General features: G+C 69.8%; 17 protein-coding genes. 13 read left to right on the forward strand and 4 right to left on the reverse strand.

Annotation, left to right across the window (positions count from 1 at the left end; all coding sequences use genetic code 11):
- Nucleotides 1–156: 156 nt before the first annotated feature.
- Complete coding sequence (locus ACFQI8_RS04165; RefSeq protein WP_390242982.1) at nt 157–636, reverse strand: PUA domain-containing protein; 480 nt, start codon at nt 634–636, stop codon at nt 157–159.
- Nucleotides 637–755: 119 nt separating this feature from the next.
- Between ACFQI8_RS04165 and ACFQI8_RS04170 the strand changes: the two genes are divergently transcribed.
- Both ACFQI8_RS04170 and ACFQI8_RS04175 read left to right on the forward strand, forming a co-directional pair.
- A complete protein-coding gene (locus ACFQI8_RS04170; RefSeq protein ID WP_390243762.1) occupies nt 756–923 on the forward strand; it encodes a hypothetical protein in 168 nt (55 codons plus the stop codon).
- A 92-nt stretch (nt 924–1,015) separates the two neighbouring features.
- Entirely contained in the window at nt 1,016–1,927 is a 912-nt protein-coding gene (locus ACFQI8_RS04175) for a DUF7847 domain-containing protein (RefSeq protein WP_390242983.1), read from the forward strand.
- A gap of 10 nt (nt 1,928–1,937) precedes the next feature.
- On the opposite strand, the gene ACFQI8_RS04180 is transcribed toward ACFQI8_RS04175, so the two are convergent.
- Nucleotides 1,938–2,435, reverse strand: a complete 498-nt coding sequence (locus ACFQI8_RS04180) for a LabA-like NYN domain-containing protein (protein WP_390242984.1) — start codon at nt 2,433–2,435, stop codon at nt 1,938–1,940.
- 390 nt (nt 2,436–2,825) lie between these two features.
- Here ACFQI8_RS04180 and dapA point away from each other — a divergent pair, with 390 nt between their 5' ends.
- The 11 genes from dapA (at nt 2,826) to psmA (ending at nt 11,887) form a co-directional block, all read left to right on the forward strand.
- Nucleotides 2,826–3,740 (forward strand): 4-hydroxy-tetrahydrodipicolinate synthase, encoded by a 915-nt coding sequence (dapA, locus tag ACFQI8_RS04185; RefSeq protein ID WP_390242985.1) that lies wholly within the window; start codon nt 2,826–2,828, stop codon nt 3,738–3,740.
- Nucleotides 3,737–4,543 carry a 4-hydroxy-tetrahydrodipicolinate reductase gene (gene dapB, locus ACFQI8_RS04190; RefSeq protein WP_390242986.1) on the forward strand — a complete coding sequence of 269 codons (807 nt, stop codon included), beginning with the start codon at nt 3,737–3,739 and terminating at the stop codon, nt 4,541–4,543. The genes dapA and dapB overlap by 4 nt, the downstream gene beginning before the upstream one ends.
- Nucleotides 4,540–5,382: a 2,3,4,5-tetrahydropyridine-2,6-dicarboxylate N-succinyltransferase gene (locus tag ACFQI8_RS04195; protein WP_390242987.1), complete on the forward strand. Its 843-nt coding sequence runs from the start codon at nt 4,540–4,542 to the stop codon at nt 5,380–5,382. Before dapB ends, ACFQI8_RS04195 begins: the two co-directional genes overlap by 4 nt.
- Entirely contained in the window at nt 5,379–6,626 is a 1,248-nt protein-coding gene (gene lysA, locus ACFQI8_RS04200; protein ID WP_390242988.1) for a diaminopimelate decarboxylase, read from the forward strand. Before ACFQI8_RS04195 ends, lysA begins: the two co-directional genes overlap by 4 nt.
- A gap of 20 nt (nt 6,627–6,646) precedes the next feature.
- Complete coding sequence (gene dapF / locus ACFQI8_RS04205; RefSeq protein ID WP_390242989.1) at nt 6,647–7,513, forward strand: diaminopimelate epimerase; 867 nt, start codon at nt 6,647–6,649, stop codon at nt 7,511–7,513.
- Nucleotides 7,510–8,607: a M20 family metallopeptidase gene (locus ACFQI8_RS04210; protein WP_390242990.1), complete on the forward strand. Its 1,098-nt coding sequence runs from the start codon at nt 7,510–7,512 to the stop codon at nt 8,605–8,607. Before dapF ends, ACFQI8_RS04210 begins: the two co-directional genes overlap by 4 nt.
- 50 nt (nt 8,608–8,657) lie before the next feature.
- Nucleotides 8,658–9,212 carry a BGTF surface domain-containing protein gene (locus ACFQI8_RS04215; protein WP_390242991.1) on the forward strand — a complete coding sequence of 185 codons (555 nt, stop codon included), beginning with the start codon at nt 8,658–8,660 and terminating at the stop codon, nt 9,210–9,212.
- Between the two features lie 118 nt (nt 9,213–9,330).
- On the forward strand, nt 9,331–10,026 hold the full coding sequence (locus ACFQI8_RS04220; RefSeq protein WP_390242992.1) for an RNase P subunit p30 family protein: 696 nt from the start codon (nt 9,331–9,333) through the stop codon (nt 10,024–10,026).
- Complete coding sequence (locus tag ACFQI8_RS04225) at nt 10,010–10,633, forward strand: class I SAM-dependent methyltransferase (RefSeq protein ID WP_390242993.1); 624 nt, start codon at nt 10,010–10,012, stop codon at nt 10,631–10,633. The genes ACFQI8_RS04220 and ACFQI8_RS04225 overlap by 17 nt, the downstream gene beginning before the upstream one ends.
- 9 nt (nt 10,634–10,642) lie before the next feature.
- Nucleotides 10,643–11,122, forward strand: coding sequence for an Rpp14/Pop5 family protein (locus ACFQI8_RS04230; protein WP_390242994.1), 480 nt, complete (start codon nt 10,643–10,645; stop codon nt 11,120–11,122).
- A 6-nt stretch (nt 11,123–11,128) separates the two neighbouring features.
- The gene (gene psmA / locus ACFQI8_RS04235; protein ID WP_390242996.1) at nt 11,129–11,887 is read left to right on the forward strand and encodes an archaeal proteasome endopeptidase complex subunit alpha; all 759 of its coding nucleotides are present in this window, start codon (nt 11,129–11,131) and stop codon (nt 11,885–11,887) included.
- Between the two features lie 219 nt (nt 11,888–12,106).
- On the opposite strand, the gene ACFQI8_RS04240 is transcribed toward psmA, so the two are convergent.
- Both ACFQI8_RS04240 and ACFQI8_RS04245 read right to left on the reverse strand, forming a co-directional pair.
- A complete protein-coding gene (locus tag ACFQI8_RS04240) occupies nt 12,107–12,460 on the reverse strand; it encodes a helix-turn-helix transcriptional regulator (protein WP_390242997.1) in 354 nt (117 codons plus the stop codon).
- A gap of 25 nt (nt 12,461–12,485) precedes the next feature.
- Complete coding sequence (locus tag ACFQI8_RS04245) at nt 12,486–13,238, reverse strand: NRDE family protein (RefSeq protein ID WP_390242998.1); 753 nt, start codon at nt 13,236–13,238, stop codon at nt 12,486–12,488.
- Between the last annotated feature and the right edge of the window lie 33 nt (nt 13,239–13,271).

Here is a 13,271-nt window from a genome sequence, read left to right on the forward strand (position 1 = left end):
TGGGCCTGCAACAGAACAGTGTACGAACAGATGATGACGGCGCTGTATCCCCGCCCTACTGCGCTACTCGGGCTACGCCCTGCGTTGCTCGTTGAGGACGGGGGCTTAGCGCCTGCATTCAGCTAAAATCAGCTTCCGTCGCCCACCTCCGCTCTTCTACAGCTCGTCCGCGCCCTCGCGGACGCGAACCGCCATCCCCGCTTGGAAGTCGCGCATCGCGTCCGCGGAGAGCTCCGCGCGACCGACGCCCAGCAGGTCGCCCTCGGGGCCGACGACGCACACCTCGTCGCCCGAGCGAACCACGGGGTCGGCCTCGGTGACGAACTTGGCGAACGCGTTCTTGCCGTCGCGGACGAACGGGACCGACTCGTCGCCGACGCGGACGACGTAGGCGTCGCCGCCGAGCTCGTCGTAGAGGCGGCGACCCCCGGCGACGCCGAGGGTGAACCGCCCGTCGGTGCCGTAGGAGGTGACGCGGTCGCCCCCGACGTACACCTGTCGCGGGCGGCCGCTCCGCGAGCGTGAGAGCTCGACGTCCGCGTCGGCCGGGAACAGCGCGTCGCCCGCGCCGGCCCCGAACTGGTAGTCGGCGACGACCCGGAGGTCGTCCAAATCGGTCGCGTGGCCTTCGGTCATACTCCGCCCTTTGCCCCGCCGGCTAAAGTGGGTCGCGGTCCCGTCCGACCGCGTGCGCCGAGCTACCACGCACGCCCGAGACGGAAAGTCCTAAGTACGGGACTGACCGCCCTCGGAGTATGTCCGTGGACGTTCGACTCGCCGCCGTGGGAACCGCGCTACTGCTCGGGAGCAGTATGCTTCTCACGCAGACGGCGCTCGACTGGCGGCTCCCGACGGTGCTCGCCGCCATCGCGGCGCTCGGCGCGGTCGCGACCGTCGCTCGGCTGGCGACGCCGACGGCCTGATTCTCACTCGCGGGCCGGCCGCGACCCCGACCCCGACCACGCCGTATCTCGACCCTCACATTTTACGTATTAGCGTGTCGACAGGTCGAGGTATGGCCGCGATTAGCTCCCTCCAGACCGCCCTCCGAGGCATCCGGTCGAACCCGGTGTTGTTCCTCGGCGGCCTCGCCTTGGGCCTCCTCACGCTCCCGCAACTCGCAACGCAGTTGGCACAGATACCGTTCGTCCCGACCGTCCTCGCGGCGGTGACGTTCTTCGTCACGCCGTTCGTCGCCGCCGGTCTCTACGGCATGGCCGACGAGGCGGTCGACCGCGGGCCCGGAGACTCGACCTCGCTGTCGACGCTCACCGTCGTCGGCCGCGAGAAGTACGTCTCGATGCTCCTCGCGAACATCGTCCAACTCGGCATCGTCCTCGCGTTCGGTATCCTGTTCGTCATCGTCGCGGTCGCCATGGCCGTCTCGGTCGGTGTCGGCGGCCTCGCAGCGGGCGGAAGTGACCTCGCCCTCGGCGGCGGCCTCCTCGTCGGCATCGCCGTCCTCGGCCTCCTCGGACTGGCGTACCTCGTCGTCATCTTCCTCGTGCAGTTCTACCCCGTCGCGGTCGTCGTCGGCGACGCGGGCGCAATCGAGTCGTTCGGCGAGAGCTACCGACTCGTCCGGAACAACGTCGTCGCCTCGCTCGGCTACTCCGTCATCCGGTTCGTCGTCGGCCTCGTCGTCAGCATCCCCGCGACCGGCTTTATCGTCTTTCGGACGGTACAGAGCGTCCAGCAGGTACAGAACGCGGCGGACCCGGCGGCGATGCAGGCCGGCCTCGGCTTCTCGCCGACGGAAATCGCCGCCGTCGCCGCCCTCTCGCTGGTGACCCAGACGATTCTCGCGACGTTCCAGTACGCCTACGCGGTCGCGTTCTTCGAGGCCCACGACGCGGGGACCGACGGACCGACCGGGACGGCCGGCCCCGACCTCGACGGCGACTCGGCGATTCCGCAGTTCGAGTAGTCGGTCGGAACTACAGCAGGAACGTCTCTTTTCGCTCCGAGAGGTCGATGAACGTGTCCGCCGCCGCGACGAGTTCCTCGGCGGTGGACTCCCTGAACGCCATCACCTCGACGCGGACGCCCTCGTGGCGGAGGTGGGTACAGAGCCGCTCGAAGTCGCCGTCGCCCGAACAGAGGACGACCGTGTCCACGTGGTCGGCGAGACTGACCGCGTCGAGCGCGATGCCGAGGTCCCAGTCGGCCTTCTTCGAGCCGTCGCCGAACGTCTTGATGTCCTTGATTTTCGTCTCGAAACCGATGTCGACGAGTGCATCGAAAAAGCTCCCCTCGTCGGGCGAGTCCGCACGGATGACGTAGGCGATGGCGCGGGTGAGCGCGCGGCCCGCCGTCCCCTTCTGGAGGAGCGACGAGTAGTCGATGTTCTGCGAGTACAGGCTCTGTGCCGTGTGGTAGAGGTTCTGCGCGTCGGCGAGGATGGCGACGCGTTGGTCGGAGTGTATCTCGGTCATTCGTACGACGCTTGGGCGGCGCGGGCTAATAACCGTCCGGGGAGAGGGCGATGCGGTTGACGGGAGTCCATCCCCGTGGCGGAGAACCGGACGGAGAGCGCCGCGAAGCGCGCCTCAGCCCGCCCGTTCGCTCCGGCAGGACCTGCAGACGACGCAAGTTATATTATCCTTCCGGCACCTGCATCCGGTGTGAACAACGCGACGCGGCCCTCGCAGGTCACCACGCCTTCGACAGCGTCGCGTGCCGCTTTCTTTTCGAAAAAACGTGCGTACTGAATCGCTCGTTGCGGGAGTAGCGACCCCGTCTCGGGCGGCCTTCGGCTGACGCACGTTCCGGTCACACGACCGATATCGACGCTTCCACGACCGTCACCATACCCACCAACCACAATGACATCACTCGACTTCCGCGGCGTCTATCCCGCGATGACCACGCCGTTCCACGAGGACGGCAGTATCGACTTCGAACAGTTCCAGGCCGACGTGCGACGCCTCGAAGCGGCCGGCGTCGACGGCATCGTGCCCGTCGGCTCGACCGGCGAGTCGGCGACGCTGTCTCACGACGAACACGTCGAAGTCGTCGAAGCGGCCGTCGAGGCCGTCGATGACGTGCCCGTCATCGCCGGCTCCGGCTCGAACTCGACCCGCGAGGCGCTCGAACTCTCCCGGCGCTCCGCCGACGCCGGAGCCGACGCATTGCTCCTCATCTCGCCGTACTACAACAAGCCCGAGCAGGCCGGTCTCGTCGACCACTACCGGACCATCGCCGACGAAATCGACCTGCCGCAAATCGTCTACAACGTCCCCGGCCGCACCGGGAGCAACATCCTGCCCGAGACGGCCGCGACGCTCGCCGAGCATCCGAACATCACCGCCTACAAGGCCGCAAGCGGCGACCTCGGCCAGATTTCGGAGGTCGTCGAGCGGACCCGCGACGAGGAGTTCGCGGTGCTGTCCGGCGACGACGCGCTCACGCTCCCGATTCTCTCGGTCGGCGGCGCTGGGGCCATCTCGGTCACGGCGAACGTCGAGCCCGCCCGCGTCGGCGCGATGGTCCACTCGGCGCTACAGGGCGACTACGAGCGCGCCCGCGGCATCCACCACGACCTCGCCCCGCTGAACCGTCACCTGTTCGCCGAGACGAACCCCATCCCGGTCAAGGAGGCCATGGAGATTCGGGGCTACGGCCCGGCGCGCCTGCGCCCGCCGCTCACCCGACTCACGGAGGACAACACTGAGGAACTGCGCCGCCTGCTGTCCGACCTCGAAGCCGAACAGGCGGTTCCGGGAGGTGCGGGCGAGTGACGGTCTCCGTCGGCGTCACCGGCGCGACCGGCCGCATGGGCGGGGAAGTCCTCGCCGCGGCCGCCGACCGCGACGACCTCTCTGTCGCCTTCGCGGTCAGTCGCTCGCCCGGTGCGTCAGTCGAAGGAGTCGCCGTCGCGGACGCGGCCGACTTCGCCGACCTGCTCGCCTCGCACGCCCCCGACGTCGTGGTCGACTTCACCGGCCCGGCGTCCTGCATCGAGTACGCGTCGGCCTGCGCGGCGGCGGGCGTCGCCTTCGTCACCGGCACGACCGGCCTGAGCGAAGGCGGCTTCGACGCGCTCCGCGAGGCCGCGTCCGAGGTGCCGGTGCTGTACGCGTCGAACTTCTCGCGCGGCATCGCGGCGCTCCGCCGGGCCGTCCGCGAGGCGGTCCCCGCCCTCGACGGCTACGACATCGAACTCACGGAGACGCACCACAACGCCAAGCGCGACGCACCGAGCGGGACGGCACTGACCCTCCTCGACGACATCGACGAAGCACGTTCGTCGGTCCGTCAGACGCGGTCTGACGACATCGACGACGTGCGCGGTGCGTCCCCGCGCGTCCACGGCCGCGAGGGCGAAGCGCCCCGAACCGAGGGCGAGGTCGGCGTCCACGCTCGCCGGGCGGGGGATATTGCCGGTGAGCACGAGATATTACTGGCTGGAAATCACGAGTCTCTTTCACTGACGCACCGCGCGGGGTCGCGGGGGGTGTTCGCCGCCGGCGCGCTCGACGCCGCGGCGTGGCTCGCCGACCGCGACGCCGGGTGGTACGACTTCACCGAGGTACTCGAATGAATCTGGAATCCGACGTACGAGACCTGTGGCAGCGATACGACGACGGCGACGTCGACGCCGAATCGGCGACCGTCGACGACCTCGACACGCTCGACGCGTTCCTCGACGCCCTCGAAGCGGGCGAGGTGCGCGCCGCCGAGAAGACCGGCTCCGATGTGACCTCGTGGGCGGCCAACGAGTGGGTCAAACGGGGCATCCTGCTCAACTTCGGCCTGCGCGAGACGCTCCCCCGCGAGTACGGCGACGTCCGCTACCACGACGTGCTCCCCCTGCGCGACACCGAGGACCTCGGCGACCGCGGCACGCGCAACACCCCCGACGGTACCGCCATCCGCCGCGGCGCGTACCTCGGCTCCGACTGCATCATGATGAGCCCCTCGTTCGTGAACGTCGGCGCGCACGTCGGCGACGGCACGCTCGTGGACTCCTGTGACACCGTCGGCTCCTGCGCGCAGATCGGCGCGAACGTCAAGCTCGGCGCGAACACGCTCATCGGCGGCGTGCTCGAACCCGTCGAGGACGCACCGGTCGTCGTCGAAGACGGCGCGGCGCTCGGCGCGGGCTGTCGGGTCACCTCCGGCTTCGTCGTCGGCGAGAACTCCATCGTCGGCGAGAACACCCTTCTGACGCCCCGCATCCCCGTCTACGACCTCGTCGACGAGGAGATTTACTACGGCCACCTGCCCGCGAACCGCCGCGCCTTCACGCGGTTCGTGGAGTCGTCGCTCGGCGACCACGACCTGTTCGCCGGCGGCGCGTACAAGCCCGCGGTCGTCGCCCTCGACATCGAGGACGACACCCTCGACGCGACCCGTCGAGAGGAGGCGCTGCGCGAATGAGCGGCGGCGGGCCGGCCGTCCGGCGGCTCTCGGACTGGGACCGCGAGCGCCTGCTGTCGCTCGCCGACGAGTTCGGCTCGCCGCTGTACGTGACCGACCTCCGTCGCGTCCGCGAGAACTGTCTCCGACTCCGCGAGGCGTTCCCCGAGGCGCACGTCAGCTACGCCGTCAAGGCCCACGCCGGGCGAGCGGTGCTCGAAACCGTCCGCGAGGCCGGCGTCGACGCCGAGTGCGCCTCCGCGGGCGAGGTCGAACGCGCCCTCGACGCGGGCTTCCCCGGCGAGCGCGTCCGATACACGGCGGTCAACCCGCCGGACGCCGACCTCGACCACGTCGTCTCGCGCTGGGAGTCGAACCCCGAGATGACCGTCACGGTCGGCGCGGCGGACACTATCGACCGCCTGCGCGAGCGCGGCTTCGACGGGCGGCTCTGCCTCCGGGCGAACCCCGGCGTCGGCGCGGGCCACCACGAGAAGGTCCGCACCGGCGCGCACGCGAAGTTCGGCATCCCCATCGACCGCGTCCCCGACCTCGCCGCCGACGTGCGCGAGGAGTTCGACCTCGTCGGCGTCCACGCCCACGCGGGAAGCGGTATTTCCGGCGACGACCTCTCGGCGCACCGCGAACTTGTCCGCCGGATGGGCGACCTCGCCCGCGAGGTCGGCGACCTCGAATTCGTGGACGTGGGCGGCGGCTTCGGCGTCCCCTACCGCGAGGACGAACCGCCGCTCGACCTCAACTCGGTCGCCGACGCGACCCGCGAGGCGCTCGGCGAGGTTGACGCCCGACTCGCAATCGAACCCGGCCGCTACGTCGTCGCCGACGCGGGCGTCCTCCTCTCGGAAGTCAACACCGTGAAGGACGCCTCCGAGACGACCGTCGTCGGCATCGACGCCGGCATGACGACGCTACTCCGACCGGCGATGTACGACGCGTACCACGCGATTTCGAATCTCTCTCGGCCCGACGCCGACCCGGTTTCGACCATCGTCGCGGGCCCCGTCTGCGAGACGAGCGACGTGTTCGCCGACGGCCGCGACCTCCCCGCCCCCGAGCGCGGCGACTGCCTCGCGCTCGGCAACGCGGGGGCGTACGGCTACGAGATGGCCAGCACCTACAACTCTCGACCGCGCCCCCCGGAAGTCGTCCTCGACGCCGACGGCCCCAGACTGGCCCGTCGGCGCGAGACCCTCGACGACGTCACCGCACTCGAACGAACCGCACCCGAGCACATCCCCAACTGACCAAGCACCCACACAGAACCATGAGCGTACTCAACACCGTTCCCTTCGAAAAGTTCCACGGCACTGGAAACGACTTCTTCGTCGTCGACGCAGACGACCCGGTCCCGGACCGCCCCGCCTTCGCCCGCACCCACTGCGACCGCGAGGCCGGAATCACCCTGAGCGAGAGCGAGCGACGCGGCGCAGACGGCGTCCTGTTTCTCGCGCTCGAATCGCGCTACGACCCGCCGCGGGTCGTCATGACGCTCGTCCAGCCCGACGGCTCCGTCGCCGCCATGTGCGGCAACGGCGCTCGCGTCGCGGCCGCGTGGGCCGCCGAGCGAACCGGCACGAACGAGGTCATGATAGACACGCCCGCCGGCACCCGCCGCGCGAGCCTCGACGGCACCGACGTGACCGTCGAGATGGGCGTCCCCTCGTTCGCGCCCCGGGACGTGCCGCTCGCGGCCGACGACGAACTCGTCGAGACCGACGTCGAGGGACTGACCGTCACGGTCGTCAACACGGGCGTCCCCCACGCCGTCGCCTTCGTCGACGACGTGGACGACGTGGACCTCGAATCGGTCGCGCCCGCGGTCCGTCACGCACCCGTGTTCCCGGAGGGCGCGAACGTCACGCTCGCCTCGCCCGACGGCGAGGGTGGCTTCCGACAGCGCACCTTCGAGCGCGGCGTCGAAGGCGAGACGCGCTCTTGCGGCACCGGCGCGGTCGCCGTCGTCGCGGCCGCGAAGCGACTCGGGCGCGTCTCCGGCGACGACCCCGTGACCGTCTCCCCGCCGGGCGGCGCGCTCTCCGTGACCGTCCCCGACGAGGGCTCGGCGCTCCTCGGCGGCCCGGCCGTCTACGAGGGCGACGGCCGAGCCGACATCGTCTTCCGCGAGCGATGAGCGGCGACGCCGACGGGTTCGACCCCGTCGCGTTCCTCGAACGGGCCGTCCCCGTCGCGTCGAACGACGACGTGAGCGAGATGCGCGAGCTACTGGTCGAGACGCTCGAAGCCGAGGGTGCCGACCCGACCGTGGACGACGCCGGCAACACCGTCGCCTCGAAGGGAGCGACGGAGCCGGCGACGCACCTCGTCCTCAACACGCACATCGACACCGTCTCGCCGCACGTCCCGTACGAACGCGAGAACGGCGTCATCCGCGGGCGCGGTTCCTGCGACGCCAAAGGCCCGCTCGCGGCCCTGCTGTCGGCCTTCTTCGCCGCCGACCCCGGGCCGGACAGCCGGGTCACGCTGGCCGTCACGCCCGACGAGGAACTCCTCTCGACGGGCGCGGCCGCTCTCGACGTGGACGGTGACATGTACATCGTCGGCGAGCCGACCGGCCTCGACGTCTGTACGGCCGCGAAGGGCCGGTTCGAGGGGACGGTCTCGCTGTCGGGGGTCGCCGCGCACGCGGCCGAACCGCAGTCGGGGAGCAACGCCGTGGACGCGCTCGCGTCGGTCCTCGACGCCCTCCGGTCGTTCGACGACGACCGCGAGGCACACCCCGACCTCGGGCCGGCGACGCTGACGCCGACGATGGTCGACGGCGGGGCGAGCTCGAATCAGGTGCCCGCCGACTGCCGACTCGTGGTCGACCGCCGGAGCGTCCCCCCGGAGACGGCCGACGGCTTCCGCGACGAACTCGAATCGACGCTCCGGACCGCGGTGCCGGACGACGTGGGCGTCGATTTCGCGCTCACCGAGCGCCCGACGCCGTTCCTCGAAGCGTTCGCGACCGACCCCGACCACGAGCTCGTGACGACGCTCGCGGCGGCCTCGCGAGACGCCGGCGGACGGGCGGACGTCCGACCTTTCACCGCCGCGACCGAGGCCTCCTACTTCTCTCCCGCGCCCGTCGTCGTCTTCGGACCCGGCCACCTCGCCGACGACGAGGGCGCGGTCGCGCACGCCGAACGAGAGTACGTGCGCACCGACGACGTGCGGACCGCGGCCGCCGCGCTCGAAGCCGCGGTCGCCGCAATCGTCGCCTAAGTGTCGGCTAATCACAACGTACTTGTTGTCCGAACGATACGTTCCGGACGATGCGCCCTCCCCACCTCAGCGTCGCTCTCCTCGTCGTGGTCGCCCTGTCGCTGTCCGGCGTCGCCGCGGCCGACAGCGGCACCGTCATCGACCACGCGGGCGACGAACTGACGCTCGACGCGGTCGACGGCGAGCACGTCCACGGGACGACCCCGTACGCGCCCGGGACGCTCATCGGCGTCCGCGTGAAGTCCGTCGGCGACACCCATCCGTTCCTCGTCTCGAAGGCCGTCCGCGTCGATGAAAACGGAACCTTCGACGTGACGTTCGACCTCTCGGAACTGTCGCGACTCCGCGGCGGGCCGGTCCAGGTCTCGGTTCGCCGTGACCAACAGACCATCTACGAGGAGAACGCCACACTCGTGACGTACGACATGCCCGAGAACTCGACGCTGACGCCCGACGTCGGAGAGGCCGACGCGACGGCCGAAACGGCGTCCTCGCCGCCCGCGACGAGCGATTCGCCGTCCGGAATCGAAATTCCCGGATTCGGCGTGGGCGTCGGCGTCGCCGCGCTCGTCGTCGCGTCGTTCGTCGTCGCCCGCGGCGTCTGAGCGCACGGTCCCGCGTTCGCCTATTCTCCATGCTCTCACGTTCGCCCGTTCGCTCGCGCCGACCGCCCCGCCGACCCGGAACGCAACGCCCTTTTCCCACCCGCACCTGAGTCGGCCTATGTACGAGGCGGTCTACGCACACCCCGACGGCGAGAGCACGGTCAGTCGCGTCGCCGTCGCCGCCGGGCGGTACGACTACGACGGCGTCGTCGTCCGCGCGCTCGACGCCCGCCCCGACTACGACCGCCTCCGCGAGGCGCTCGACGTGGACCTCGTCGACGCCGTCGAAATCGACGCGTCCGACCCGGAACGAGCCAGCGGCGCGGTCGGCAACTACCGGCCACAGCGCGAACTGCTCGTCCTCCGCGGGGGGACGAACGCGCTCAATCGATTCGCCGTCGAACAGCCGCGAATAGACGTGCTCTCCCGGCCCATGGCGGGCGAGGGCAACTTCAACCACGTCCTCGCCAAGGCCGCCCGCGACAACGGCGTCCGCGTCGAGTTCGACTTCGGGCCGGTGCTCCGAAGCGACGGGGGGACCCGCGTGCAGGCCATCTCGGCGCTCCGGAAGCTCCGCGAACTCGTCGAGTACTACGACGCGCCCTACGTCGTCTCCGCGACCCCGTCGTCGCATCTCCAACTGCGGAGTCCCCGCGAGTTGGCGGGGCTGGGCGAGGTCATCGGCTTCGACCGCGAGCAGGTGCTCGACGGCCTCCGCGAGTGGGGCCGCCTCGCGGCGCGCAACCGCGAGCGCACGTCCGAGTCGTTCATAGCCCCCGGCGTCAAACGGGGACGATATGAAGAAGACGATTGAGGAACACGCCGCCCGCTTTTCCCACATCGCCGCGGAGTACGACGACTCCCAAGACAGCGACGAGTACCGCGCGTGCGTCTCGCTCGTCGTCCACTACGCCGACCCCTCCCCCGAGGACGTGGTGCTCGACCTCGGCACCGGCACGGGCGCTATCGCCCTCGCGCTCGCCCCCGACGCGAAGCGCGTCGTCGGCCGCGACATCAGCGAGGGAATGCTCGAACAGGCCCGCACCAAGGCCGCCGAGGTCGGCATCGAGAACGTCGCGTTCGGCGAGGGCCGGTTCCGCGACCCCAACGTGGGTGACGAACAGGTCGACATCGTCGTCACCAACTTCGCCATGCACCACCTCTCCGACGAGGAGAAACGCGAGGCCATCGACGTCATCGCCGCCCTCGAACCGCGGCGGTTCGTCCTCGGCGACGTGATGTTCTTCGGGACGCCCGACCCTGACGAGCCGTTCTACTCGCCCGAGGTGGACGACCCCGCGACCGTCGGCTTCCTCGCCGACGCGCTCACGGACGCCGGGTTCGTCCTCACGGCCGTCGAATCGGTCCACGAGCAGGTGGGCGTCCTCGTCGCCGAGCGAGCGCCGACCGCCGACGAGTGAGCTGAGCCGATGAAGCACCTGCCCAAACACCTCCGACCGCGGCGACGATATCTCGCCGTCGAAATCGAGACGTGGCCCGACGCCGACCTCGCCCGCGGGCCGTTCCAGCGCGAACTCTGGTACGCCGCGCAGAACCTCTACGGCGACGCCGGGAGCGCCGACGCCGACCTGACCGTCCTCGGGTTCGACTCCGCCGACGGCATCGCCGAGACTATCGTCCGCGCCCGGCGCGGCCACGTCGAGGAGGCCCGCGCCGCGCTCGCCTGCATCGACGCCGTCGGCGGCGACCCGGTCGGGGTGAGAGTGCGAGGCGTCTCGGGGACAGTGCGTGCCTGTTCGGAAAGGTATTTACACGGCCGGGCCGGAATTTCCGAGGAGAGAACCGTCGTGTTCGAGAACGACTCCCGAACCGCCGTCGTCCGCGACTCACTCTTGGACGTCGGCGGTTCGGACGGGTTCACGGGCGCGACGCAACTCGATTTCGAGTGATATTCCATGCAGGGACAAGCGCAACAACAGGCGTACGACCGCGGGATTACGATCTTCTCGCCGGATGGTCGACTCTATCAGGTCGAATACGCTCGCGAGGCCGTCAAGCGCGGCACCGCGAGCATCGGCGTTCGAACGCCCGAGGGCGTCGTCCTCGCGGCTGACAAGCGCTCTCGCTCGCCGCTGATGGAACCGACGAGCGTCGAGAAGATTCACAAGGCGGACGACCACATCGGTATCGCGAGCGCCGGCCACGTCGCCGACGCCCGCCAGCTCATCGACTTCGCCCGCCGCCAGTCGCAGGTCAACCGCCTCCGCTACGGCGAACCCATCGGCATCGAGACGCTGACCAAGGAAGTCACCGACCACATCCAGCAGTACACGCAGGTCGGCGGCGCGCGCCCGTTCGGCGTCGCGCTCCTCATCGGCGGCGTCGAAAACGGCACGCCCCGCCTCTACGAGACGGACCCCTCGGGGACCCCCTACGAGTGGAAGGCCGTCTCCATCGGGGCCGACCGCGGCGACCACCAAGAGCACCTCGAAGAGAACTTCCGCGACGACCTGACCCTCGACGAGGGCATCGAACTCGCCCTCGAAGCCATCGCCTCGACCAGCGACGAGGGCACCGCGCCCGACGGCGTCGACGTGGGGACCGTCTCCGCGGAGTCCGAGCGATTCGTCGAACTGTCCAACGACGAAATCGAGAGCTACCTCGAAGCCAACGACCTGTTGGCGACCGAGGACGACGAACAGACCGAAGAGTAAGCCGCGTCCCGCGGTTCCCGTTCTCGTTTCCGGTTCCCGCGCGTTCTTCTCCGACCCCCGCCCGGCGAGCGACCGCGTCGTCGCCGCGGACGCGACGGGGAGCGGTCGCGTCGCTCACGGGCGGAACACGAGGCCGGAACGGAAAACGGAAAACGAACAACCGAAACAGAACCGGAAACGCGGTCGTCTATCGGGCCACGAAGGGAGACTGCGCGCGGTTCAGTACTCCTCGTAGGCGAGGTTCATGAGCCACTGCGAGAAGGCGTTGCTGTTGGCGTTAATCTCCTCTTCGCCGATGAGCGGCGAGAGCATGTCGCCCGCCATCAGCATCGAGAAGTCGAGGTCGCGCGCGGCCGGTTCGAGGTAGTAGGTGGTGTGGCCGCTGTAAACCGTCTCGGTCCGCTTGATGAGACCGAGCGACTCAAGCACCTCGGCGATGCGGCTCCCCTTCCGGGAGGAGATGTCGAGTTCTTTCCAGAAGTCGCTCTGGTGGATGCCGCCCGACTCGCGGATGAGTTCCAGTCCCGCGTGCTCGTCGGAAGAAAGGTCTTGCTCGGCTTCGCTCGCGCTCATACCACCTACACGTCGTGCGAGCGGTTTAATCCTGACGTTCGACCGGTTCGAAGGCGGTCTGACACGGCGGGCCGTCGGCGAATTCGTACGCGAATTCCGCCTCGCCGAGCGTGATGACTGACGACGAGCGCGTGCCGAACCGACCCGCCGGGTCGTGGACGCAGACGCCGAAGTCGTGGTCGGCGAGCGCGGCCTTCGCCCGCTCGCGCCACGCCGTCACCGATTCGCTCGGCTCGGGCTGGAGGGCCTCCTCAAGTCGCCGGGCGTTGTCGGCCTGCGTCTCGCCCACCTCGGGGCGTCGCTCGGGGACGAACCACGAATCGGGCGTGCCGACGTTGACGACGACGCGGACGCCGGGGTCGAAGTTCCGAACCGACAGGCTCCCGTCCCACTCGAAGAACAGCGCGGCGGTCTCGTCGGCGACGACGAGGTTGAAGCCGTCGTAGGTGTCGTCCTCGACCGCGTGCTCGACGAACCGCGCGGCGTCCTCGGCGGTCTCGTGGCGGAGCGCGTCGCGGACGAGGTGGCCCCGGGAGCGCTCGCCGCCGCCGTCGACCTCGACCCAGCGGTTCGTGATGCCGACGAAGACGCCCGCGTCGTTGTAGCCGACCCACGTCCCTCCCGCCTCGGCGTCCCGCGGCGCGACGATACCGGGACCGTCGCCGTTGTCCCACCGCCGGGGCGGTTCGGCGGGTCTGCCGAGGAGTTCGTCGCGGTTGGCGGCGACGACGACCGGCGCGTCTTCGAACACCTGCCACGCGAGGATGAGTGTGCACACGAGGTGGGAGTAGGCACTCGGCGCAGAAAAACA

Source organism: Haloferax chudinovii (assembly GCF_042663345.1).
Classification (GTDB): domain Archaea; phylum Halobacteriota; class Halobacteria; order Halobacteriales; family Haloferacaceae; genus Haloferax; species Haloferax chudinovii.